This window comes from Herbaspirillum sp. CF444 (genome assembly GCF_000282135.1).
GTDB lineage: Bacteria > Pseudomonadota > Gammaproteobacteria > Burkholderiales > Burkholderiaceae_D > Herbaspirillum.
This window is the reverse complement of record NZ_AKJW01000008.1, coordinates 30,887-53,826: the sequence shown is the minus strand read 5'-3', so window position 1 is coordinate 53,826 and position 22,940 is coordinate 30,887. Positions and strand designations below refer to the sequence as shown.

At 61.0% G+C, this 22,940-nt stretch carries 20 protein-coding genes; 5 read left to right on the top strand and 15 right to left on the bottom strand.

The genetic code is table 11. The features are described from left to right. Positions 1 to 25 precede the first annotated feature (25 nt). From PMI16_RS01295 to PMI16_RS01275, 5 genes are all read right to left on the bottom strand, one after another. Positions 26 to 928 (bottom strand): pseudouridine synthase, encoded by a 903-nt coding sequence (locus PMI16_RS01295; RefSeq protein WP_007875584.1) that lies wholly within the window; start codon positions 926 to 928, stop codon positions 26 to 28. After that, on the bottom strand, positions 925 to 2,250 hold the full coding sequence (locus tag PMI16_RS01290; protein WP_007875582.1) for a type II toxin-antitoxin system HipA family toxin: 1,326 nt from the start codon (positions 2,248 to 2,250) through the stop codon (positions 925 to 927). Before PMI16_RS01290 ends, PMI16_RS01295 begins: the two co-directional genes overlap by 4 nt. Beyond that, the gene (locus PMI16_RS01285; protein ID WP_007875581.1) at positions 2,247 to 2,537 is read right to left on the bottom strand and encodes a helix-turn-helix domain-containing protein; all 291 of its coding nucleotides are present in this window, start codon (positions 2,535 to 2,537) and stop codon (positions 2,247 to 2,249) included. Before PMI16_RS01285 ends, PMI16_RS01290 begins: the two co-directional genes overlap by 4 nt. A gap of 209 nt (positions 2,538 to 2,746) precedes the next feature. Then, positions 2,747 to 2,938 carry a YjfB family protein gene (locus PMI16_RS01280; protein WP_007875580.1) on the bottom strand — a complete coding sequence of 64 codons (192 nt, stop codon included), beginning with the start codon at positions 2,936 to 2,938 and terminating at the stop codon, positions 2,747 to 2,749. A gap of 200 nt (positions 2,939 to 3,138) precedes the next feature. Then, complete coding sequence (locus tag PMI16_RS01275) at positions 3,139 to 3,321, bottom strand: hypothetical protein (protein WP_007875579.1); 183 nt, start codon at positions 3,319 to 3,321, stop codon at positions 3,139 to 3,141. A 198-nt stretch (positions 3,322 to 3,519) separates the two neighbouring features. Between PMI16_RS01275 and PMI16_RS01270 the strand changes: the two genes are divergently transcribed. Next, positions 3,520 to 5,577 (top strand): site-specific recombinase, encoded by a 2,058-nt coding sequence (locus PMI16_RS01270; RefSeq protein ID WP_007875578.1) that lies wholly within the window; start codon positions 3,520 to 3,522, stop codon positions 5,575 to 5,577. 18 nt (positions 5,578 to 5,595) lie between these two features. Here the strand turns inward: PMI16_RS01270 and PMI16_RS01265 are convergent, their stop codons facing one another. The 8 genes from PMI16_RS01265 to PMI16_RS01230 all read right to left on the bottom strand — a co-directional run bounded on the left by PMI16_RS01265 (position 5,596) and on the right by PMI16_RS01230 (position 12,621). Next, positions 5,596 to 6,402 carry an anti-sigma factor family protein gene (locus PMI16_RS01265; protein ID WP_007875577.1) on the bottom strand — a complete coding sequence of 269 codons (807 nt, stop codon included), beginning with the start codon at positions 6,400 to 6,402 and terminating at the stop codon, positions 5,596 to 5,598. Next, the gene (locus PMI16_RS01260) at positions 6,399 to 6,899 is read right to left on the bottom strand and encodes an RNA polymerase sigma factor (protein ID WP_007875575.1); all 501 of its coding nucleotides are present in this window, start codon (positions 6,897 to 6,899) and stop codon (positions 6,399 to 6,401) included. The genes PMI16_RS01265 and PMI16_RS01260 overlap by 4 nt, the downstream gene beginning before the upstream one ends. A 20-nt stretch (positions 6,900 to 6,919) precedes the next feature. Continuing rightward, a complete protein-coding gene (locus PMI16_RS01255) occupies positions 6,920 to 7,297 on the bottom strand; it encodes a COG4315 family predicted lipoprotein (protein WP_007875574.1) in 378 nt (125 codons plus the stop codon). A gap of 109 nt (positions 7,298 to 7,406) precedes the next feature. Further along, positions 7,407 to 7,850, bottom strand: a complete 444-nt coding sequence (locus PMI16_RS01250) for a group I truncated hemoglobin (protein ID WP_007875573.1) — start codon at positions 7,848 to 7,850, stop codon at positions 7,407 to 7,409. Continuing rightward, positions 7,850 to 8,713 carry a DUF3034 family protein gene (locus tag PMI16_RS01245; RefSeq protein WP_034378778.1) on the bottom strand — a complete coding sequence of 288 codons (864 nt, stop codon included), beginning with the start codon at positions 8,711 to 8,713 and terminating at the stop codon, positions 7,850 to 7,852. The genes PMI16_RS01250 and PMI16_RS01245 overlap by 1 nt, the downstream gene beginning before the upstream one ends. Positions 8,714 to 8,834: 121 nt before the next feature. Next, positions 8,835 to 11,219, bottom strand: coding sequence for a putative bifunctional diguanylate cyclase/phosphodiesterase (locus PMI16_RS01240; RefSeq protein ID WP_007875571.1), 2,385 nt, complete (start codon positions 11,217 to 11,219; stop codon positions 8,835 to 8,837). Positions 11,220 to 11,246: 27 nt separating this feature from the next. Next, positions 11,247 to 11,873, bottom strand: a complete 627-nt coding sequence (locus PMI16_RS01235; protein WP_007875570.1) for a methylamine utilization protein — start codon at positions 11,871 to 11,873, stop codon at positions 11,247 to 11,249. Between the two features lie 121 nt (positions 11,874 to 11,994). Continuing rightward, positions 11,995 to 12,621 (bottom strand): TetR/AcrR family transcriptional regulator, encoded by a 627-nt coding sequence (locus PMI16_RS01230; RefSeq protein ID WP_007875569.1) that lies wholly within the window; start codon positions 12,619 to 12,621, stop codon positions 11,995 to 11,997. Positions 12,622 to 12,749: 128 nt separating this feature from the next. Between PMI16_RS01230 and PMI16_RS01225 the strand changes: the two genes are divergently transcribed. From PMI16_RS01225 to PMI16_RS01215, 3 genes are all read left to right on the top strand, one after another. Then, positions 12,750 to 14,246, top strand: coding sequence for an efflux transporter outer membrane subunit (locus PMI16_RS01225; protein ID WP_007875567.1), 1,497 nt, complete (start codon positions 12,750 to 12,752; stop codon positions 14,244 to 14,246). A 95-nt stretch (positions 14,247 to 14,341) separates the two neighbouring features. After that, positions 14,342 to 15,553, top strand: a complete 1,212-nt coding sequence (locus tag PMI16_RS01220; protein ID WP_007875566.1) for an HlyD family secretion protein — start codon at positions 14,342 to 14,344, stop codon at positions 15,551 to 15,553. A 17-nt stretch (positions 15,554 to 15,570) separates the two neighbouring features. Further along, positions 15,571 to 17,136, top strand: a complete 1,566-nt coding sequence (locus PMI16_RS01215; RefSeq protein WP_007875556.1) for a DHA2 family efflux MFS transporter permease subunit — start codon at positions 15,571 to 15,573, stop codon at positions 17,134 to 17,136. 74 nt (positions 17,137 to 17,210) lie between these two features. Here the strand turns inward: PMI16_RS01215 and fghA are convergent, their stop codons facing one another. Further along, complete coding sequence (gene fghA / locus PMI16_RS01210) at positions 17,211 to 18,068, bottom strand: S-formylglutathione hydrolase (RefSeq protein WP_007875554.1); 858 nt, start codon at positions 18,066 to 18,068, stop codon at positions 17,211 to 17,213. Position 18,069: 1 nt separating this feature from the next. Then, on the bottom strand, positions 18,070 to 19,176 hold the full coding sequence (locus tag PMI16_RS01205) for an S-(hydroxymethyl)glutathione dehydrogenase/class III alcohol dehydrogenase (protein ID WP_007875552.1): 1,107 nt from the start codon (positions 19,174 to 19,176) through the stop codon (positions 18,070 to 18,072). A 417-nt stretch (positions 19,177 to 19,593) separates the two neighbouring features. On the opposite strand from PMI16_RS01205, the gene PMI16_RS01200 reads away from it, so the two are divergent. Continuing rightward, positions 19,594 to 22,752 carry an EAL domain-containing protein gene (locus PMI16_RS01200; RefSeq protein ID WP_007875550.1) on the top strand — a complete coding sequence of 1,053 codons (3,159 nt, stop codon included), beginning with the start codon at positions 19,594 to 19,596 and terminating at the stop codon, positions 22,750 to 22,752. Positions 22,753 to 22,940 lie beyond the last annotated feature (188 nt).

Here is a 22,940-nt window from a genome sequence, read left to right as displayed (position 1 = left end):
TTTTCATTTTTCCCTCCGTCTGCAATCAGAGCTCCCGGAGACTCTCGAAATACCGCACATCCCCGCTCAGCGGATCGGTGAAGGCGATCGAGCGCGCCAGCAGTTTCAGCGGCGCATCGTAGTTGTCGGTCGCGCCGGCGGGCACGGTATGCGGATAAAAAGTGTCGTTGAGGATGGGAACGCCGAGCGCGGCCATGTGCACGCGCAGCTGATGCTTGCGCCCGGTCACCGGATTGAGCCGGTACAGCGCCTGGTCGCCTTGCCGTTCGATCAGGTCGATATGCGTCTCCGAGTTGGGCTCGCCGGCTTCTTCGCGCATCAGGAAAAACTTGTCGGCATCCACCAGGCGGCTGCGATAGACAAAGGGAAAATCACGTCCTTCCAGCATCCCTGCCAGCGCCTCGTAGGTTTTATCCATGGTGCGCTGCTGGAACATCGACTGATACGCGCCGCGGCTGGCCGGATTGTGCGAAAAGATGATGACGCCGGCGGTTTCGCGGTCGAGACGGTGGATGGGTGTCAGGTCGGCCAGGCCGGTTTTCTGCTTGAGGCGCACCAGCAGGCTTTCGTGCAAAAAGCGACCGCTCGGAATCACCGGCACGAAGTGCGGCTTGTCGACCACCAGCAGGTGATCGTCCCGATGCAGGATGGCTTCCTCGAACGGAATCCTGTCTTCGCTGCCCTCCAGGTCGCGGTAGTAAAAAATGCAGTCGCCGCGCCGGTATGGCGACGTCGGCGCAATGGCTTCGCCCTGTTGATTGACGACCTCGCCGCGCGCCATGCGTTGCCGCCAGGCCTCTTCCGGCACGGCAGGAAAACGCGCGTGCAGGAAGCTCAGCATGTCGCGCCATTGTTCAGGATCCTGTTGCAGCCACAGATAGCTCGGCGCAACGCCGTCTTTCAACGGCAAAGGTGCTTTCGGTTTCATGCCTTGCCGGTCACTTTGCGCGCGGCGCGGCGTTGCCACGCGATGACGCTGGGATTGGTGTCCAGATGCGCCTTGATGCGCGTGCGCTGGATGTCGGTGAGCGGTAATGCGCGCAACAGATCCGGCCAGCTTTGCATGGCGCGTTCCACGGTATCGACCAGGATCATCTGCAGCTTCGGCTCCGGGATGCTCCAGATATTGGCCAGTTCGCGCAACACGGCGGGCGTAAGCAATTGCCGCGCTTTCTCTCCCGGCGCGAACGCCAGTGCATGGCCGTGCCCGGCCAGATAGGCCGAATACGCGACGATATCGTAGGCCGGCGACAATTCGGCCGCTTGCGGCGTGCGGTACAGCATGCTGAAATTTTTCAGATGCGCGTCGAAATTGCCGAGCAGCTCGTTCACCTTGATCCGGCGCAATAGTTCGAAGAGATCGTCGTCCCCTTTGACGCTGCGCTCAAGCAGCACTACGCCCAGCGCCGCATAAGTGCCGGCATATTTGGAGGCGGCCGGCGTGCCGGTGATCTGCGCGAAGTCTTCCATGTGCAGGCGCCCCGTCGGCGTGCCGGCGTCGCGGTCGAAGCGATGGATCAGCAGGAAATTCTCGGCGTCGCTGCGCAGGCCGAACGGCAGGCGATCGGCAATCGCGGTCAGCGGCACCAGCTCGTGGTCGCAGACTTGCACGCCGGCCGCGCGCGCCAGCGCCAGCGATGAAAATTCCACTTCCGGCATGTGCGGATAGTCGGAGGCCGGCAGCTTGCCGATGAAATGCGCGCCCTGCGCATCCTTGGAGCGCATCACATAGCGTCCGCCCGAAGCGCGTACCAGGCCGATCTTGGGCTGCACGCCGGAAATCGATTCGCCGTCCGGCGTCGGCAATTGCCCCGCGCTCATCTCATAGCTGTCGCGGCCCTGCCCGATCAGGCGGCCGAGATGGAGGTCGTCGAGGTTTTCCGACAACGCCGAGACGTCGCCGGGCAAATCCTTGCCGCAATAGGCCAGCAGGCCGAATTCATCGTCGGGGGCCAAACCCGCGCGCTCGATCAGATGCTTGCGCAACTGGCCTTCGGGCAGCAGGTTCTGGAAGAACGGCGGCAAACCGCCCTTGCCGTCGCCGCGATTGGCTTCCAGCGCAGGATTGAGCAACTGCGCCACGGTGCGCTCTTCGGTCGATGCGCAGTACAACTGCGACAGCACCGGCCGTTGGGAATCGGTTGCGTAGGCATCGTCGAAACGGAAATACACGCGACCGTCGTCGAGGGCAAACAGGGAACCGACCTCGGTCATTCCCAGGCGGATACGCAATGAGCGCAACATGCTCATGGCGCGTTCCTCATCAGGCCATGCAGACGTTCGGACAGTTCGGTGCGCGCGCCGTCGCCTTCCGTTGCGCGTTGTGCGGAGACTTCCTGCGGCACCAGCAGCAGTTCCAGGCCGAGCTCGCTGCAAATCGACAGCAACTTGCTGAGCTCGATGTTGCCTTTGCCGGTTTCCAGCGCCTGCAGCGTATTGCGATGGATGCCGCTACGCTCGGCCAGGTTGGCGGAACTGAGTTTTTGCGATTTGCGCACTGCGCGGATGCGCGCGCCGAGTGTCTGGACGGAATGCATAATAAATTGTGCTGATGATCTTGAAGACCATTTTATTATGCGTTTCTAGAAAATCAAGAATTGATACAATTAATTGGTCAAAATATAAAAATGACTAATTAATTATGCAAATAAATCATGCAGAGGAAATATAAGCAGCAATAAAAAATCGCCCGCAAAGGGGCGATTTCAGCAGTAAACCAACTTGTCAAAACCGCGCCGACTCCGGATCAGGCAACGGTATTGACGTTGCGCCCGACGTTCGGATTGGCCGGCAATGGCGGCGGCAAAGCTTGCAGCACGCCGATGGCCGCAGCAGCCTGGGTGTTCAGGGCTTTTTTCAGCATCGTCATGCTGACCGCATCGGCAGTCTCAGCCGCGGACAATGCAGACGCAACGGCGGGAATGTTTCCAATATCCATGACAACTCCTAGAGTGACTACTTGACTGCATTTCTTAACGACATATTTCCGTATTTCTTTACGTCAATCAAGATTTTTTACAAAAATAACTCAAATTATTACCAATAAAACAAGCAATTAGCGAAGCTTCCATGCAAAAAAATCGCACCACGAGGATGCGATTTCAAAATGAACCCTGATGTGCTGCCGGGTTTTCCCCTTCAGGCCTTGGTGTTGATGAGACGGCCTATATTCGGGTTGGCTGGCAGGGACGGACTGACAAGAGCGACCACATCGTCGACCACATGATTGGCCACTTTTGTCAGATCCAGCCCGATGCCCTCAACGGCTTTTTTCGCCAGCCAGGCGGTTGCGGCACCAGTTGCCAGAGATGCTATCTCCATGAAGACTCCTCCCTTACAGGTGTAACTTCCCGTTAGCGACATAATCTGACAACTCTTTACGAAATACACATGTTCTTATCTTTGTTTTACACAGGTTAAGATTCAGGGTCTGTTAACAGGCCCTGGCGCGCATCAAGCCTACACTTGCCGTATCCGATCGCTTAAGATCGCTCCATTGCCTCATCCCTGCTCTCCTCCATGCTCCACACATTAGAAAAAATCAGCGCATCCCCAGTCAATGCCGAGCTCGATCTTCTGATCGAATTAGTGAAGGCCATCCGTCCGAAAAAGCGCGAGGCGCCGGAACTGGCCATCACCAACGTACGCACCCTGACGCATGTGCTGCAACAACATCCGCATCACGCGGCCACGCTGCGCCACTATCTGCTGCATCTGCTGTCGGTGCGGCGCCAGACCAGTCTGTACACCGACATCGGCATCCTCTCCAATGACGGCTTCTTTTCGGAACTGCATCGCCGCATCGCCTACCGTATCCTGCCGCCGGCGCTGGACGACCGTTACCTGCCCGACTGCCTGGAAAAGATCTTCCCCTTCAATACCGATTACGTATGGATGCGCGCGGTCCCGTCTGAAGACTGGTCGGCGCTGTTCGACGTGCTTGCACAGGCCGATAGCGAACTGCCCGATCCGGAACGGATCGACGAACAAAAAACGCTGACCGAACTCCTGCTCGCCATCCAGGTGCTGTCCTACCGCATCAGCGCCATCGGCATCGAACCCGAACTGATCCGCATCTACAGCGACGTCAAGGCCTTCGAGTCGCCCTTCCTGATGCAAAACGTCGAGCTGCACCGCTATCTCGACGGCTACATGCGCCACCTTAACGGCGATGCCACGCCACTCGAAGACGCCAGCCACGTGCTGGTGATGCTGGAGCAATGCCAGGAAGTCGTGAAGAAAATCCGCAACAGCACGCTGCGGCTGGGCACCAGCATTTCCGTCACCTATCGCCTGGTGCGCCTGGACCAGCACCTGGACCGCCTGCGCAAGCTGCTGTCGCTGGTCGACGTCGGCACGGTCGATACTTCCGCTTCCGCCTCAGTCTCCGCCATTGCAGGAAAGCGCAGCATCGGCCTCGAACTGGGGCTGGAGCTGATCGAAGCGCACAACCGCAAATACACCGTGCGCGACCTGTTCGCCGCCAACATCAACCTGCTGGCGCGCAACATCACCGAAAACGCCAGCCGCACCGGCGAACACTACATTGCCGAAGACCGCCGCGAATACGCCGCCATGTACCGTTCGGCGGCCGGCGCCGGTTTCATCATCGGTTTCATGTCGATGATCAAGATCCTGTTTTCCTACCTGCGCGCGGCGCCGCTGGTGGAAGCCTTCCTGTTCAGCATGAATTATTCGCTGGGCTTCATGTTCATCCACGTGCTGCATTTCACGGTGGCGACCAAACAGCCCGCCATGACCGCCTCGCGCATCGCCGCCGGCCTGCATAGCCGGGACGGCCGCAACATCGATCTCGACAGCCTGACCGAGCTGATCGTCAAGGTGATCCGCACCCAGTTCGTCGCCGTGCTGGGCAACCTGAGCATCGCCTTCCCCGTCGCTTACCTGCTGGCGTACGGCTACTTCCTCGCGAGCGGGCATCACTTCGTCACGCCCGACAAGGCGCAGCACCTGCTGCACGACATCGATCCGTTCTCCAGCCTGGCCTTGTTCCATGCGGCCATCGCCGGCGTCTGTCTGTTCCTGGCGGGATTGATCTCGGGCTACTACGACAACAAGGCGCTCTATACCCGCATGTCGCAACGCGTCGCCCGTGCGCGCTGGCTCAACAGCTTGCTGGGCAAGGCGCGCACGGCGCGTCTGGGCGACTACCTGGAAAACGGCCTGGGCGGCCTGATGGGGAATTTCTACTTCGGCATCCTGTTGGGCACCATCGGCACGATCGGCTTCCTGATCGGCCTGCCGATCGACATCCGCCACATCACCTTCTCCGCCACCAACTTCGCCATCGCGCTGGTCGGCCTCGACCATGCGGTGAGCTGGGGCGTGATTGCCGTGTCGGGCTTCGGCGTGCTGGCGATCGGCACGGTGAACCTGTGGGTAAGTTTTTCGCTGGCGCTGTTCGTGGCCCTGCGTTCGCGCCAGGTGAAGTTCCGCCACGGCTGGCCGCTGCTGAAATCGCTGTGCCGGCGTTTCCTGAAAAAACCGGTCGATTTCTTCATCCCGCCGAAAACGGCGCAGTTGCCGGAGCAACGGAACGGCGTCGAGCCGTCCTGAGGCTTTCGCCCCGAAGCTTTATTTCGCCGGCTTGTCCAGCTGCTCGTAGACGGTATTGGCAATCCGCGCCAGTTCGCCCCGGTCGATGCTGCCGGACAAGGCATAACCGAACTTGCCGTCGATCCAATAGAACACGTTGACCGTGCCTTCCTGGGCGAAACGGAAACCGGTGTCCTTGTTCTGCACCTGATCGGTGGAGACGTACAAGGTCAGGCGCTGGCCGGCGCCGTCGTGGTACATGAACTGCGCCACCGGTCCGCTTTGTCCCGGCAGCAAGCGGCCGCCGATGAGTTCATAGCCCAGCGGCGCCAGCTTGGGCGCGCGGACGTCGGCGCCGATGCGCTTGGACAACCAGCGCACCAGGGCTTCCTCCTGATCGGCGCCGACTTCGACCGGCCGACGCGGATCCGGCGTATAGACGGCATGCGCCACCGCAGCCCGGCGCGCCATCATCAATGGAGCATCCACGCGCGTCACCGATCCGGCGGCGCTGGCGATCCAGGTGACCGACGAGGATTGCGCCGCGCCGTGCAGATACCAGCCGCCGGCGCCGGCGAACACGGCCACGATGAAGATCGCCGCATAGCGGCGCAGTAGCTCCCAGTTGCTGCTCGGACGTGCCGACAGCCGCGTCGGCACGGGCTCGTCCAGCACCGGGTCGAACAGCAAATGCAAGGCCTGGTTCTGATGACGATAGGTGCGCAGGCGTTCGGCCTCCTCTGGATTGTTTTCCAGATAGGCGGTGACTTCTTCCAGGCGCTCTTCGGGCAGCAGGCCGTCGACATAGCCTTGCAGATCGGCTTCGGTAATCGGCATCGGTTTCATTTGACCACCTTCAACGGCGAATGCTGGGGCCGCCCCTCGACCAGCGTGCGCAAGCGCTCGCGCGCGCGCGACAGGCGCGACATGACGGTCCCGATCGGGATGCCCAGTGTCGCGGCCACTTCTTCATACGTCATTTCTTCCAGTACCACCAGCAACAAAATTTCTCTCTGCTCCGCCGCCAGCAGGCGCAAGGACGATTCGAGGTCGTAAGCGACCAGCCGGTCCGGCGCATGGGCAGGCGCGGCCAGCGCGTCTTCGTCGTCCAGCGCCACGGTCGGGATGACCGGTTTGCGGCGCTGGTCGATGTGCAGGTTGTGCATGATGCTGAACAGCCAGGGCCGCATATCGGAACCCTTGCGCCAGCTCGACAGTTTTTGCCAGGCGCGCTCCATCGTATCCTGCACGAGGTCGTCCGCGCCGGCGCGGTCGCCCACCAGCGCCCGCGCGTAACGGCGCAGGCGCGGGAGGCAGGCTAACAGATGACTTTCGTCGGACATGGGTTCGAAATAATGGCTGATCAGTTCTTGACGACGTGCCAGATGTTCTTGAAGTTGTCGCCGTTGCGGTCGCCCGGTTTCTTGTCGGCGGCGAACAAGTATAACGGTTTGCCGTTGACGGCCAGTTGCGGGCTGCCGTCGTCGCGCTTGATCACGGAAAACGGCGCGCTCGGCGTGCCGGTCGGCGCAACCGGCGGCCAGTTCGCAGCACATGGACCGTTGCAGACGCTCTTGCCGGCGGTGTCGTTGTCGAAGGTGTAGACAGTCATGCCGCTGGTGGTGACGAGGATGTCGTCCATCTTCTTGACGGCCATGTCTTCGGCAAAGGCGGCCGGCGCCACAAAAGACAGCGAGGACAACAAGGACAATGTCAGCAGGGAGAGTGGGAGCAGTTTCATTTCGGTATTCCTTTCGTGTCAGGGTTACGCGGTTTGCCTTACCCATGACCGGTATACGTGGCGCATGGCGGCGTTATTCCATGCGGCTGAAAATATTTTTCCTGCGCTGTTATTTGGTGACCACCGTACGCTGCATCGGCGCCAGCAAGGCCAGCAGCTTGTTCTGCGTGCGCGAAGGGATGTTCGATTTGTCCATGGCGGCCTGCAAGTCTTCCACCAGGGCATTGAATTGCATGTTGTTCAGGGCCAGCCCCTGATGCACTTCCTTCATCGGATCGCCGCTGTATTTGCACGGACCGCCGCTGAGTTCGCAGAACTGCTCGGTAATCAGCCTGGCCAGGCGCTTCATGTCGGTATCCTTGAAGCTGTCCTTGATGCGCGCGTCGGCCAGCGCCAGCGCCAATGCGTCGTCGACCACCCTGGTCAGCACTTCCAGTCCGCCCAGGTCGCGATACAGGCTGTCGTCGGTCTTTTGCGCCTGCGCCGGCAATGCCGTCATCAGGATGAGCACGGCTGCCGCCAGCCGGCCGGATTTACTTGTCGTGGTTTTCATCAGAAGCCCGCCTGCACGGAAAGGTACACGCCTTCCTGGCGCCTGGAGTTGTAGACGGTGATGTCGCCCAGCGAGACATAGGCCAGCGTCAGCGACAGGTTTTTGCTCGGGAACCAGGCGACGAAGGCGTCGTAATAATCCTTCTCGTTGTCGGCGGCAAGGTTGCGCGGCTTCATGCGGTATTCGGCGCCGACCACCCATTTGCGGTTCAGCAGGTAGACCGCCGAGCCTTCCAGCATGGCCTGATAGCGGTCGCCCTTGTCGCCGCCGAAGCCGAGGATGCCCATCTGATTGGCCTTGGTGGCGCGCACCGTGGCGTTGAGCAGCAGGCTTTGGCCGAGGAACAGCTTGGTCGCCGCCAGATAGTAGTCAATGCCGGAATCGTCTTTGGCGCCCAGCATCTTGACGTTGTTCACCGCGCCCAGTCCGCCGATGCCGTTGTTGCGCTTGACCATCATGCCGGCGGCGATCTGCGGCATCCAGGTATCCTGGTCATAGACGATGTCGCCGGCCAGCCTGACCTTGATGCCGTAGATGTCCTGATCGATGCGCAGATTGTCGAGCGGCGCCCGGCTGCCGGTAAAACGCTGTTTGGCCACCGACAGCTCCACCCGGTCGGCGATACCGACCGCAACGCCGTACGAGGCGAGCGTGTAATCCTGGGTGCCGGCATAGGTGTAGTGAACATTGGCGCCGTAGCTGTCGCGCGTGCCGTAGCCGGTAATCGTGGCCCAGGGCACCAGCCCGCCGCCGCCCGCGCCTTCGACCTGAATCACGCCGGCCGTGGCAGTCAGCTTGCCCATGTCGGGGGTCATGCTCGATTTCATGCCGCTGGTCTGAGCGGCAACGACGGACGAGGCCATCGCCAGCGTACAGGCCGATATGGCCATCAGCGGTCTGCGCGGCTTCAATGAATTGCTTGCTTTGTTGGCTTGCCGGTCCGTCATGCTCTCTCCGAACAGCGCAACCTTGCCGGCCGGCAAATCATATTGCCACGTTTTCCGACTGGCCTGGCATTTCAGGGGCTTTCCACTGTTCCAGCCATTCGGCGAAGCGATCGCCCGGCATCGGCTTGCTCATGTAGTAGCCCTGCGCCTGGTCGCAGCCCATCTGCTTGAGCAGATTCCAGACGGCAAGCGTCTCCAGCCCTTCCGCCACCACGCGCAGGCCGAGGTTGTGTCCAAGGTCGATGGTCGATTTGACGATCTTGGCGTCGTCGGCGTCATGTTCCATGTTCATGACGAAGGACTTGTCGATTTTCAGTTCGTCCACCGGCAGGCGCTTCAGGTAAGCCAGCGATGAATAACCGGTGCCGAAGTCGTCAATCGCCAGTTCCACGCCCATGCCGTGCAGGCGCTCCAGCGTCAGCTGCGCGCGTATCGGATCGTCCATGATCGCGCTCTCGGTGATTTCCAGGCACATCGACGACGGCGACAGTTGATTGCGCGCCAGGATATCGGCGAAAAGCATCGGCAGATCCTGGTCGAGCAGATCGCGGGTCGACAGATTGACCGAGAATTTCAGCGTAATACCCTTCTTCTGCAACTCGGCGCAAAGGACCGCCGCCTTGTTCAGCATCCAGGAAGTCAGCATGCGGATGAAACCGGTGGTTTCTGCAAACGGAATGAAGTTGTCCGGACCGATGAAACCCTTTTCCGGATGCACCCAGCGCACCAGCGCTTCGGCGCCGACCACCTTGCCGGTCGCCAGCTCCACCTTGGGCTGGGCGTACAGCAGGAATTCATTGCGGTCGAGCGCGCGGCGCAACTCGCTCAGCAGGCTCAGGCTTTCCTGGCTGCTCTTGTCGATGGACGGATCGTAGAGGGTGAAGCCGCTGCCGCGCCGCTTGGCGACATACATCGCGACTTCGGCGCTGCTGAGCAGCGTGTCGCTGTCCTGGCCATTCTCGGGATAGCCGGCAATGCCGATGCCCGCGCCCAGATCGACCGTCTGGTCGCCGATGGAAATCGGCATTTCCAGCGAATGCAGGATGCGCTTGGCCTGGCGGATCGCTTCGGTGGCGTCGGTGGCCGGCAGCAGGATGGCGTACTCGTCGCCGCCGAGGCGGGCGACCTTGTCGTTTTCGCGCTCCAGCTGCAACTCGAGACGCCGGCCGACTTCGCGCAGCAGGCTGTCGCCGAAGCTGTGGCCGAGCACGTCGTTGACATGCTGGAAACGGTCCAGATCCATCATCAGGATATGGCATTGCCCATGGCTGGCCTTGGCGCGTTCGATGGCCGCATTCAGCAAGGTGGCGAACTGCACCCGGTTGGGCAAATCCGTCAGCGGATCCCAATACGCCAGCCGCCGGATTTCCAGCTCGCGGTTGGCGATGCCGGTGCGCATGCTTTCGAAGGCTTCGGCCAGTTTGCCGATTTCGTCGCCACCCTTGATGTCGATACGGGCGCGATAGTCGCCTGCGCCCAGGCGCTTGGCGATGTCGGCCAGCGAGCGCAAGGGACTGGTGATGCGCCGCGCCACGAAAGCGCTGGCAAAAATCGCCATGGCCACGCCGATTACGCTGATGGTCAGCAGGATCAGTTGCAGGCGCCGGTATGGCGCCACCGCTTCGCTGATCGATCGCTGCAATACCGCCACGGCGCTTTGATTGGATGCTCCTTTGGCGAGCACCAGCAGGCGCGCGCTGTAGTCGTTGTCGCCGATCTTGAGCTGCGGGATAAAAGAACTGGCGCTGAGCTGCTGCGGCAACTGCCCCAACAGCATGCCGGCCTCTTCTTTCGGCAAGGTCGAGACGTCCTGCTGCCACTGGCCGTCGCGCGTGCTGACCATGACGCTGAGCTGCAGCGACGACAAGGCGCGCATGTCGGAGATGAGTTTCTGATCCACCGGAAAGCCCATTACGACCCAGCCTATCGTGACCGGAGCGCGCACCGGCACCGCCACGATCTGGAACAGGCTGTCATCGACGATCACCGTATCCGATGCGCCGTTGGTTTCGGCCGCCTTGGCCACCAGCTCCAGGCTGCTGCGCTGCAGGTCGGCGCTGGGATGGTCTTGCGTGGAGGCTTTGATTTTCTGGTCGGTGCCGATCAGCATCGACAGCGTCGAGCCGATGCGGGCGCCATGGTTTTCCAGGACGGAAGTAATCGTGCCGCGGTCATCGGTGCCGATCGCCTGGCGAAAGCCGAAATCCGACGCCAGCAGGCGGGCGCCCTGGGTCAGCTTGTCGGCATTCTGTTCCAGCAAGCGCAGGAACACGCGTTCGCCGATGATCAGCTCGTCGCGGATGGAGGCGCGGGCGTTTTCATCGATGGCTTTGCGGATGGCGACGAAACCCGCCAGCTGCACCAGCAGGATCAGGACGATGAACAGCGCGACGATGCGGTTTTCCAGACGATGCCAGCGCACTTTGTTGCCCCCTCGTTATTTTTGTTCTTATTGTACGGGAACTGCCTTGACGGCCAGTTTTACCGACGCCGTCACATCCGCGCCCTGGTAAGTGAGCGGCTGCTCCGTCGCCGCTTCGTTGGGCGCCATCTTGAAATACCAGGCTTTCAGCGCGTATTTGCCGTTGGCCAGACCTTCCAGCCTGGCGTTGCCCGACATGTCGGTCTTGGCGAAATACGGCGTGTTCACGACCTGCAGATACGCCACCATCTGGTCATGGATGTTGCAGCCGAGGACGACGGTGCCGACTTTGTCGAAGACGATGGGGCTGGTCGGCACGCCGGAATACAACTTCAGTTCGAAGGTCTTGGCGGAAGAAAACGAATAGACATGGTGGCGCACCTTGTCGTGATTGGGGAACAGCACGGGCGTGCCCGCCTGTACGACGCTGACCAGGGGAAAGAATCTGATGTCTTTTTGCTCGATTTCAGCCTGCTTGAGCGACTTCGGCACGGCCTGGCCGCCGGTCGGCTCGGCATACACCACGGCATTGGGCACCGGCGCGCCCGTTACATCAAGCACCTGAACCGTGACGGTCGCCGCTGCGGCCGGCGCCGCAAGCGTGCCATCAGCAACCGTGACCAACGCCGTCAGCACGACGGCTCCCTTGAGCATGCGGCAAGCATGCTCCTGAACGAACGATAAACGCATGATCGGAATGAATCGAAAATTGGGCAGAAGGTCCTGCCGACCCGCTCATTCTGGATTTTGACGAACCATCACTGAGCGAGGCTCATTATGCAATCAAATTCGATCTTTGCGCAGTTAAATAACCAACAACAGCAGGAACAATTTCCGATCTGACGTGGGCGGCGTTCAGTCCCGGCGGCGCGATCAGCACCACGGCATTGACCAGCGCCTTGAGCATGCGCTGCACCACAAAGGCCGCCACATCGATGTCCGGCGAGGTAATGCTCTTGCGATGCTTGGTCAGGACGCCCTTGATGGCTTCGAAAAAACGTTGCCGCACATGGTTGGAAACCGGCAGGTGGAAGGAAGGAAACTCTTCTTCGAGGATGCGGTTGAGCTCGGGCTCGACCAGATGGGCGGCGACGAGCGCCTCGATCAGCGCTTCGAAATCGCTTTCCAGGCTGCCCGACTCGTCCATCTTCGCCACGACCTCTTCGAACAGATGCAGCATGCGCGCGACGTGGCGCTCGCGCAGCGCAAAAATCAGCGCGTCCTTGTTGGGAAAATATTGATACAGGGAACCGACGCTGATGCCGGCGGCTTCCGCCACCAGATTGGTGTTGGTCTTGGCGTAACCGCGCTCGACCAGCACTCGCGCCATGGCGTCGAGAATGGTGTCGACCATGGCTTTGGAGCGTGCCTGGCGTGGTTCTTTCCGGGGCTGCAGTTTCATTTTTTCTGTTCCAGTTTGCAACATGAGCTAATGTTCGTATATACGAGTATAATACAAAAGATGAGTTTTTACTCGCTAGCCTATCACTTGTTCTCACCCGGATACTGCAACAAAAATTGGAGAAACACATGAAATCCGCCTCATCGCCTGCATTGCGTTTGCGGGTGATCGCTTTGTGCACCTTGACGATCGGCATGCTGGGCCTGTCCGGCTGCGCCAGTTTCAGCGGCATCGACAGCGACAAACACATGGCGCAACCCGGCGACTACGCCGTCGAGCTCAGCCTGGCCGGCCAGAGTCAAGGACAATGGCCAGCCGGCAACTGGGTGGAGCAATTCGGCGATCCGCAACTGACCGCCCTGATCGCGGAAGCCATGGAAAACAACCCCAGCCTGCAGCAAGCCCAGGCCCGCATCGCTTCGGCCAGCGCACTGGCCGAAAGCAAAGGCGCGCCACTGCTGCCGACCGTCGACGCCGAGGCATCGTTCACCCGCAACCTGTTCCCGGAAACCACGATTTACCCTGCTCCTTACGGCGGCAGCTGGTACAACGAGAAGAAAGCCTTCCTGAGCCTGGGTTACGAACTGGACGTCTGGGGCAAGAACCATGCGGCGCTGGAACAAGCCGTCTCGCAGAAGAAAGCCGCCGAAGCGAGCGCGCAGGAAACCCGCCTCGTCATCGCCAGCTCGATCGCGTCGGCTTACAACCAGCTCGCCACCGAATACGCCCTGCATGACATTTTGCAGCGTACCGTCACGCAGCGCGAATCTTTGCAAAAAATTACCGCCGACCGCGTCAGGACCGGCCTCGATACGCAAATCGAACGCAGCCAGTCGCAAGGCAACAGCGCCGACGCGCGCGCGCAACTGGAGCAAAGCGAAGGCCAGATCACGCTCACCCGCCAGCAACTCGGCGTGCTGATGGGCAAAGGTCCCGATCGCGGCCTGCAGGTCGCGGCACCGCGCATGAGCACGCTGACCACGCCGGCCTTGCCATCGGCCTTGCCGCTGAACCTGCTGGGACGCCGCCCCGACATCGTCGCCGCGCGCTGGCAGGTCGAAGCTGCGAGCAAGGACATCGCCGTCGCCAAGGCGCGCTTCTACCCCGACATCAATCTGTCGGCGATGATCGGTTTCGATTCGCTGATCAACGCCAATCCGTTCACGGCCGCCAGCAAGAGCATCGCCTACGGCCCGGCCATCAGCCTGCCGATCTTTGAAGGCGGCGCGTTGCGCGCCAACCTCAAAGGCTCCTACGCGTCCTACGACATGGCCGTGGCGTCGTACAACCAGACCTTGAACGATGCCTACGGCGACGTCGCCAGACAAATCACCGGCATCCGTTCGATCGACCGGCAGTTGCCGATCCGCCGCGAAGCACTGGCGTCGACGCAGCGCGCCTACGACCTGGCGAAGGAACGCTATCGCATCGGCCTGGCTTCGCAGCTTGTCGTGCTCAATGCGGAAACCGCCCTGCTCGGCCAGCAACAGGCGCTGATCAATCTGGAAGCCAGCCGCCGCAACCAGCAGATCGGTTTGTTCAAGGCACTGGGCGGCGGATTTGACGCCCAGCAAGCCGGACTGGCCATTGCACCGCCGGATGCCGGCGCAGCCAAGACCCGATAAATTATTAACTTGTTCAAAGCGTGGCGCAGCCGGCCGGCAGATGAAGCAACCGACTGCACCTCCCAGACAAAATCAAGAAATACACGGAGTAATTCATGAGTGAAGCCCTTCCACAAAACGGCAATGGCGGCAACGGTAACGGCAAGCGCAAACGCCAGTTGTTCCTGTTGACGCTGGTCATCATCCTGATCGCGATCGCCTTCAGCCTGTACTGGTTCCTGGTCGCCCGCTTTTACGAAGAAACCGACGACGCCTATGTCGGCGGCAACGTCGTGCAGATTTCCGCCCAGGTCGGCGGCACCGTCACCGCCATCAAGGCGGACGACACCCAAATCGTCAAGGCCGGCCAGCAACTGGTCGCGCTCGACGCCGCCGACACCAAACTGGCGCTGGCGCAAGCCGAAGCAGCATTGGCGCAGGCAGTGCGCCAGACACGCCAGACTTTCCTGAACAACGACACCCTGTCGGCCAACGTCGCCGCGGCGGAAACCAACCTGACGCGCGCCCGCGACGACCTGCAACGCCGCCAGGCGGGGATCGCTTCCGGCGCCGTCTCGCAAGAAGATCTGGCGCACGCCCAGGATGCCGTCAAGAACGCCAACGCGTCGCTGGAGCAGGCTCGCGCCAGCCTGGCCGCCAACCGCGCGCTGACCGACCACACCAGCGTGACCGAGCATCCGAACGTGCAGCAGGCGTCGACGCAAGTGCGCAACGCCTACCTGAACTATGCGCGCGTCAACATCGTCGCGCCGGTGTCCGGTTTCGTCTCCAAGCGTTCCGTCCAGCTCGGCCAGCGCATCACCGCCGGCAGCGCGCTGATGGCGATCGTGCCGCTGGAGCAGATCTGGATCGACGCCAACTTCAAGGAAGGCCAGCTGAAGCACATCCGCATCGGCCAGCCGGTTGAAGTCATCGCCGACGTGTATGGCTCCGACGTCAAGTACAAGGGCACCGTGATCGGCTTCTCGGCCGGCACCGGCGGCGCGTTCTCGCTGCTGCCTGCGCAAAACGCCACCGGTAACTGGATCAAGGTGGTGCAGCGCGTGCCTGTGCGCATCGCGCTCGATCCGCAGGAAGTCCTGGCGCATCCGCTGCGCATCGGCCTGTCGACCACCGCCACCGTGAACATCCGCGGCGACGGCAAGGCGCTGGAAGCGGCGGCGACCGACTACCAGACCAACGTCTACAGCGACCTGGGCAAACAAGCCGATGACATCGTCGACCGCATCATCAGCGACAACGCCAGCGGTCTGCCGATGCCGCAGCCGCAGCGCAAGAAGGCTGCCATCGTCATTCCTCACACCTGATCGGACGCATATCCTCCATGGCGAGCAGTCCTCAACCCTATACACCGCCGCCGCCGCTGACCGGCGGCAAGCTGGTGCTCGGCACCTTGTGCGTGTCGCTGGCGGTGTTCATGAACGTCCTCGACTCATCGATTGCGAACGTGGCGATCCCGACCATTTCGGGCAACCTCGGCGTATCGATCGATGAAGGCACCTGGGTCATTACCTCCTTTGCGGCGGCCAATGCGATCTCGATTCCGCTGACCGGCTGGCTGACCCAGCGTATCGGCCAGGTGCGCCTGTTCGTAGGCTCGGTGCTGCTGTTCGTGCTGGCCTCGTGGCTGTGCGGCCTGGCGCCGACGCTGCCGATCCTGCTGGCCGCGCGTGTCTTGCAAGGCCTGGTGGCGGGTCCGATGGTGCCGTTGTCGCAGTCGCTGCTGCTGGGGGCCTACCCCAAATCCAAAGCCTCGTTTGCGCTGGCGCTATGGGGCATGACCGCGGTGGTCGCGCCGGTGGCGGGACCGGCGCTGGGCGGCTGGATTACCGATGCCTACAAATGGCCGTGGATCTTTTACATCAACATCCCGGTCGGCTTGCTGGCGGCCGGCATGACGATGGCGATCTACAAGGATCGCGAGAGTCCCACGCGCAATTTGCCCATCGACACCATCGGCCTGCTGTTGCTGATCACCTGGGTGGCGGCGTTCCAGATCATGCTCGACAAAGGCAAGGATCTCGACTGGTTCGCGTCGCCGACCATCCTGACGCTGGGCATCATTGCGGCGGTGGCCTTCGCCTACTTCGTGATCTGGGAACTGAACAACGATCACCCGGTGGTGGATTTGCGGCTGTTCGGCCGGCGCAACTTCTTCGGCGGCACGGTGGCGATTTCGATCGGCTACGGCGTGTTCTTCGGCAACCTGGTGCTGTTGCCGCAGTGGTTGCAGCAGTATCTGGGCTACCGCTCCATCGACTCCGGCCTGTCGACGGCGCCGATCGGGATTTTTGCGGTGATCCTGATGCCGCTGATCGGCAAGTTCCTGCCGCGCGTGGATGCGCGCAAAGTGGCGACGGCGTCTTTCGTCGGCTTTGCCTGTGTATTCTTCATGCGCTCGCGCTACAACCTCGAAGTCGACCAATGGACGGTGATCTTGCCGACGCTGCTGCAAGGCATCCCGACGGCGATGTTCTTCGTGCCGCTGACAGTGCTGCTGCTGTCCGGCCTGCCGCCGGAACGCATCCCCGCCGCCGCCGGCCTGTCGAGCTTCGTGCGGGTATTCTGCGGCGCGATCGGCACTTCGGTGGCAACCACGGCATGGAACAACCGCACCATCGTCCACCATGCCCAATTGACGGAACACGCGACGCCTTACAGCACAGCATTGCAGCAGATGTTCAGCAACCTCACCGGCAATTTCGGCATGAGCACCGAACAGGCGACCGGCCTGATCGAACGCAATCTGAATGCGCAGGCGGCGATGATCGGCATCAACGACATCTTCTGGCTGTCCGCGGTGATCTTCATCGTGATCATCCCGGTGATCTGGATCATCAAGCCGGCCAAGGGCGGCGCAGGCGCGGCGGAAGCAGCGGCGGCGCACTGATTCTTGCTCGCCAACGCAAAAGCGCTCGTTCCCATCAGGGGCGAGCGCTTTTTTTATTGCAAGGGAGCGCTTGTTCAGGCCGACAAGATGCGGTGATGAAATCGCAAATGATCTTCCATGAAGGTCGAGATGAAGTAATAACCGTGGTCATAGCCTTCATGCCGGCGCAAGGTCAGCGGCTGCTTCGCCTGCGCACAGGCAGCCTCGAATGCTTCGGGCAACAGCTGCTGCGCGAGGAATTTGTCGCTGAGTCCCTGATCGATCAGGATGCCTTGCGGGAACGGCGTCTGCCGTTGCAGCATCAGCGCGCTGGCATCGTATTGCCGCCACGCGGCCCTATCGCTACCGACGCTGCCGAGGTAGTTGCCGAAGGCCTTTTCGCCCCACGGACATTGCGACGGCGCCGCAATCGGCGCGAAGGCCGACACCGAACGATAGATCTCGCGATGGCGCAAGGCCAGCGTCAATGCGCCGTGTCCGCCCATGGAATGGCCGAAGATGCCGACCCGGTCCGCACGCGCAGGAAACTCCGCCAGCACCAGTTGCAGCAACTCCTGCGCCACATAGGAACCCATGCGGTAATGCCTGCTCCACGGTTCCTGCGTCGCATCCAGATAAAAACCGGCCCCGATGCCGAAATCCCATGCATCGCTTTCACCGGGGATATTGGCGCCGCGCGGGCTGGTATCCGGCGCCACCAGCATCACGCCCAGTTCGGCCGCGATACGCTGCGCGCCGCCCTTGATCATGAAGGTTTCTTCGGTACAGGTCAGACCGGCGAGGAAGAACAAGACCGGCACCGGCCCCTGCCTGGCCTGCGGCGGCGCGAACACCGAGAAACGCATCGGCAGGCCAATCTCTTGCGACTCATGCCGGTAGAAGCCCTGCACGCCGCCGAAGCAGCCGTGCTCGCTCAGCAGTTCGACCGCCATCTCAGAACTCGACGACGGAACGGATCGACTCGCCGCTCTTCATCAGGTCGAAGCCTTCATTGATGCGCTCCAGCGGCAGCTTGTGCGTGATCAGGTCGTCGATGTTGAGCTTGCCTTCCATGTACCAGTCGACGATCTTCGGCACGTCGGTGCGGCCGCGCGCGCCGCCGAAGGCCGAACCCTTCCAGACGCGTCCGGTCACCAGCTGGAACGGACGGGTGCTGATTTCCTGCCCGGCTGCCGCCACGCCGATGATGATCGATTGGCCCCAGCCCTTGTGACAGCATTCCAGCGACTGGCGCATGGTGGTGGTGTTGCCGATGCATTCGAAACTGTAGTCGGCGCCGCCGTCGGTCAGGCCGATGATCGCGTCGACCACGTTAGCCACGTCCTTGGGATTGATGAAATGGGTCATGCCGAACTTGCGCGCCATGGCTTCGCGGCCCGGGTTGATGTCCACGCCGATGATCTTGTTGGCGCCCACCATTTTGGCGGCCTGGATCACGTTCAGCCCGATGCCGCCGAGGCCGAACACGACCACGTTGGCGCCCGCTTCCACCTTGGCGGTAAACAGCACCGCGCCGACGCCGGTGGTCACGCCGCAACCGATGTAGCAGACCTTGTCGAACGGCGCGTCTTCGCGGATTTTCGCCAGCGCGATTTCAGGCACCACGATGTAATTGGAAAACGTCGACGTGCCCATGTAATGGAACAGCGGCTTGCCGTCCAGTGAAAAACGGCTGGTCGCATCCGGCATCAGGCCGCGGCCCTGGGTCGAGCGGATGGCCTGGCACAGGTTGGTTTTTTGCGAGAGGCAGAATTTGCATTCGCGGCACTCCGGCGTGTACAGCGGAATGACGTGATCGTCCTTCTTCAGGCTCTTGACGCCGGGACCGACGTCGACCACCACGCCCGCGCCTTCGTGGCCGAGGATGGCCGGAAAGATGCCTTCCGGATCGGCGCCCGACAAGGTGTAGTAATCGGTATGGCAAATCCCGGTAGCCTTGATTTCGACCAGCACTTCACCGGCCTTCGGGCCGCCCAGTTCGACTTCCTCAATGGTCAACGGCTTGCCTGCCTGCCAGGCGACTGCTGCTTTGGTTTTCATTTCTGTCCTTTGATCTGTCGATGGAAAATATCGGATTGCCTGCGAGCTTGCCCCCGGAGCGCCTGTCTGCCGCACCATAACCGGGTAATTGGCGCAACCGGCTGGTCGGGCGGCTCCCGACGGCTGACTGAAGGGCCGTATTATCGCATTGCCGAAGAGAATTGGCTGACGGTAAAAGAGACGTACTCTCATCCTCTTTGTCAACAGGACGAACTTTCTCGGTGCAGAGGCACGGATCGTTGTCAGATGGATGACAAAGATCACTGCATACGGTATGGTTGATCCCATCAGCGAGCAATTCATAGAAAAAACAAAACTTGGTCTTGCAAGCGCCCCCTCGCAAGGCAATCAAAAAAACGCGCAGGGATCAGATGGTTTGAATGGTTGGCCTACGCAATAAAATTCAATACTCGCCACATGGGAAAAGGGAAAAAGCCAGGAAGAGCAAGCAGCACGCTGCGGACTCTGTTTTTCTTCGTCGCGTTCGTTATCGCGGTCATCAGTGCCCAGACATGGTGGGAAGTCAGGCAGGATCGCCAGTTAACCATCGACTCGGAAATGAACAGTTCGATGGTTGCCGTGCGCAGCATCGAAGAACATGCCGAAAGGATACTTGCCGACATCGATCGCATGCTGAACTCCGCGTCGACGTCCATCCAGGTCGCCGATCAGCACATTCTTGAAGACGACGTCGGGCTATACCAGTTGCTGGCGAACGAAAAGCAGATTTTGCCGTCGGTGCAAGCGCTGCGCTTTGTCGACCTGACCGGCGTGAGCCGCGCCAGTTCGGCGCGTGTCGGCGCCACTGAAATCGAACTCAGCGACCTCCAGTTGCGCCAGGTCGACGCCAATCCCGCCAAACCGGATTACTTCGTCGGCCCGCTCGTCAAGAGCACCTCCGCCCGGGAACTGATCCTGCCGGTGGCGCGCAACCTGTACATCCGCGGCCAGCATGTCGGCATGGTCGTGGCCGACCTCAAGGTCAGCTATTTCTTCGATTTCTACAAACGCATCACCAACTACCAGGCCATCGTTTCGTTGCGCAAGCTCGACGGCTCGCTGATGATCCGTTCGCCGTTCGAACCTGCCTGGGTGGACAAGAGCCTGCGCGACGCCAAGAGCATGATCGCCATCCGCAGCGGCGCCAACGAAGGCGCATTCACCGAATACTCCGCGCTGACCGGCGAATATCTGCTCTTCACCTACAAGAAGATTCCCGACGCGTCCATGGTGGCGGTCTATGCGCGCAACATGAACGACGTGCTCGCCCCCTGGAAAAGCCGCACGCTCAATCGCATCCTTCTGTCGATCGGCATCAGCGGCTTCATCGTGCTGGCGCTGATCGCCTTCCTGATCTACTACAACTACAAGCAAAAGCGCGACGACGCACTGACCGAGAGCGAACATCGCTATCGTCAACTCTATGACGAAGGCAACGACCCCATCGTCCTGATCAGCCAGGACATGCTTTACATCGACTGCAATGCCGCCGCGCTCCGATTCTTCGGGGTACCGGACAAGCAGCGCATCATCGGCAAGAAAGTCGGCCTGTTCTCGCGCCAGAGCGCGCAGCAATTGCAGCAGCCCGACATCATCGCGCTCATCGAGAAAGCCATCGCCGGCGAACCGCAGCAGTTTGAATGGGTCACCATACGGCGTCACAAGATCATCTATACCGACGTCACCATCAATCGCACCGAACTCGACAAGGGCTATGCGATTTTCGCCATCCTGCGCGACATCAGCGCCCGCAAACGCGCCGAGCTGCTGCAAACCACCCAGAACCGCATCCTGCATCTGGTCATGGCCGACGCCGAGCTGGAAGATATCCTCAAGGAAATCGTGTGCTTCGCCGATTCCCAGATTCCGCAAAGCATCTGCTCGATCCTGATGCTCAACGACGACGGCTCGTATTTCTCCGCCATCTTCACCTCGCGCTTGTCCGAGCGCACGCACGCCGGCTATCTCAGCATGCCGGTCGCGCATGGCAACGGTGCCAGCAGCGAAGCGGTCATCACGCGCAAATCGCACGTCGTCGGCGATATCCTGACCGACCCGACCATGGAAAACGCGCGTCAGTACATCAACCTGGAGGAATATCCTTCCTGCGGCTCCTGGCCGATCATCGGCAAGGAAGGCCAGGTGATGGGCGTATTCTCGGCGCTGCTCAAGGAACACGGCCTGCCCAGCAACGAATACCTGCACCTGGCCGGCGTCGTCGCCGACCTCGCCAGCGTCGCCATCGAAAGCCGCAAGGCCGAAGAGCGCATCCGCCATCTTGCCCACTACGACGAACTGACCGGCCTGCCCAATCGTTTCCTGTGCACGCAACACATCGGCAATGCGATCGCGCATGCCGAACATCGCGGCGGCCAGGTGGCCGTGTTCCTGATGGACCTGGACCGCTTCAAGAACATCAACGACACCTTCGGCCATGAAACCGGCGAAGCCTTGCTGCGCGAAATCGCCCTCCGCTTCCGCCATTGCCTGCGCGAACTCGACATCCTCGCGCGCGTCGGCGGCGATGAATTCATCGTCCTGGTCGACGACTACGAAGATCCGCTGCAACTGGGCGAAATCGCACAAAAACTCCTGACCGAAGCGCGCAAGCCTTTCGACATCAGCGGCCATGAATGCCAGCTCAGCACCAGCATCGGCATCGCCACCTACCCGACCGACGGCGGCAACGCCCAGGCGCTGATCAAAAACGCCGACATCGCCATGTACCGCGCCAAGCACAAGGGCAAGGACGACTATCGGTTCTATTCGGATGAAGTCAATACGCACACCATCGAACGCATCGCGCTCGAAACCGAACTGCGCCGCGCCATCGAGCGCCAGGAGTTCGTGGTTCATTATCAGCCCAAGGTCGATCTCAAGAGCTCGCGCATCGTCGGCGCCGAAGCGCTGGTGCGCTGGCAACATCCGGTGCGCGGCCTGTTGCCGCCGGGCGAGTTCATCGGACTGGCGGAAGAAGCCGGCCTGATCGACCAGATCGGGCTGCAGGTTCTCGATCGCGCCTGTGCCGACATCGACTTGCTCGACAAGCTGGGCCTGGCTTTCGGCCGCATCGCCATCAACCTGGCCGGCAGCCAGTTCAACGACGATAATCTGCTGGCCGACATCCAGCGCGTGGTGCAAGCGCGCGGCGTCTCTTCCTCCAGCCTGGAATTCGAAATCACCGAAAGCATGGTGATGCACAATCGCGAGCAGGCCATCGCCATCATGGACGGCATCCGCGCGCTCGGCTTCACGATTTCCATCGACGACTTCGGCACCGGCTATTCTTCCCTGGCCTACCTGAAGCGCTTCCCGGTCGACAACGTCAAGATCGACAAGTCCTTCATCACCGACATCCCGCACGACGCCAACGGCAGCGCCATCGTCCAGGCCATCATTGCGATGGCGCATGCCCTCAACCTCAAGGTGGTCACCGAAGGCGTGGAAACCGAAGTGCAGTTGCAAGCCTTGCAAGTCTTCGGCTCGGACGAATACCAGGGCTACTTCTTCAGCCGGCCGATCCCGCACGCTGCCTTCGTGCAGATGCTGCAGGAACACGCGCAGGCACAGATCTGATTCCCGGCATGGCCGGCATGGCCGTGGCGGCGATACCGCCGCCTTCTGCATGAAACCCTTATTGCATGTACATTGCCAATGACATTCGCATAAGCAAATAGGAATATTGTTGCACCGTAATCAACAAGTGCTTTTAGAATAAGAACCCGTTTCCCCATGCAGCCTGATTTCAATCATTTTTACAGGGA

What these genes read in the sequence shown, in the direction of transcription:
- PMI16_RS01295 (WP_007875584.1), bottom strand. Translation starts at nt 928, where the DNA reads ATGAAACCGAAAGCACCTTTGCCGTTGAAAGACGGCGTTGCGCCGAGC.
- PMI16_RS01290 (WP_007875582.1), bottom strand. Translation starts at nt 2,250, where the DNA reads ATGAGCATGTTGCGCTCATTGCGTATCCGCCTGGGAATGACCGAGGTC.
- PMI16_RS01285 (WP_007875581.1), bottom strand. Translation starts at nt 2,537, where the DNA reads ATGCATTCCGTCCAGACACTCGGCGCGCGCATCCGCGCAGTGCGCAAA.
- PMI16_RS01280 (WP_007875580.1), bottom strand. Translation starts at nt 2,938, where the DNA reads ATGGATATTGGAAACATTCCCGCCGTTGCGTCTGCATTGTCCGCGGCT.
- PMI16_RS01275 (WP_007875579.1), bottom strand. Translation starts at nt 3,321, where the DNA reads ATGGAGATAGCATCTCTGGCAACTGGTGCCGCAACCGCCTGGCTGGCG.
- PMI16_RS01270 (WP_007875578.1), top strand. Translation starts at nt 3,520, where the DNA reads ATGCTCCACACATTAGAAAAAATCAGCGCATCCCCAGTCAATGCCGAG.
- PMI16_RS01265 (WP_007875577.1), bottom strand. Translation starts at nt 6,402, where the DNA reads ATGAAACCGATGCCGATTACCGAAGCCGATCTGCAAGGCTATGTCGAC.
- PMI16_RS01260 (WP_007875575.1), bottom strand. Translation starts at nt 6,899, where the DNA reads ATGTCCGACGAAAGTCATCTGTTAGCCTGCCTCCCGCGCCTGCGCCGT.
- PMI16_RS01255 (WP_007875574.1), bottom strand. Translation starts at nt 7,297, where the DNA reads ATGAAACTGCTCCCACTCTCCCTGCTGACATTGTCCTTGTTGTCCTCG.
- PMI16_RS01250 (WP_007875573.1), bottom strand. Translation starts at nt 7,850, where the DNA reads ATGAAAACCACGACAAGTAAATCCGGCCGGCTGGCGGCAGCCGTGCTC.
- PMI16_RS01245 (WP_034378778.1), bottom strand. Translation starts at nt 8,713, where the DNA reads ATGGCCTCGTCCGTCGTTGCCGCTCAGACCAGCGGCATGAAATCGAGC.
- PMI16_RS01235 (WP_007875570.1), bottom strand. Translation starts at nt 11,873, where the DNA reads ATGCTCAAGGGAGCCGTCGTGCTGACGGCGTTGGTCACGGTTGCTGAT.
- PMI16_RS01230 (WP_007875569.1), bottom strand. Translation starts at nt 12,621, where the DNA reads ATGAAACTGCAGCCCCGGAAAGAACCACGCCAGGCACGCTCCAAAGCC.
- PMI16_RS01225 (WP_007875567.1), top strand. Translation starts at nt 12,750, where the DNA reads ATGAAATCCGCCTCATCGCCTGCATTGCGTTTGCGGGTGATCGCTTTG.
- PMI16_RS01220 (WP_007875566.1), top strand. Translation starts at nt 14,342, where the DNA reads ATGAGTGAAGCCCTTCCACAAAACGGCAATGGCGGCAACGGTAACGGC.
- PMI16_RS01215 (WP_007875556.1), top strand. Translation starts at nt 15,571, where the DNA reads ATGGCGAGCAGTCCTCAACCCTATACACCGCCGCCGCCGCTGACCGGC.
- fghA (WP_007875554.1), bottom strand. Translation starts at nt 18,068, where the DNA reads ATGGCGGTCGAACTGCTGAGCGAGCACGGCTGCTTCGGCGGCGTGCAG.
- PMI16_RS01205 (WP_007875552.1), bottom strand. Translation starts at nt 19,176, where the DNA reads ATGAAAACCAAAGCAGCAGTCGCCTGGCAGGCAGGCAAGCCGTTGACC.
- PMI16_RS01200 (WP_007875550.1), top strand. Translation starts at nt 19,594, where the DNA reads ATGGGAAAAGGGAAAAAGCCAGGAAGAGCAAGCAGCACGCTGCGGACT.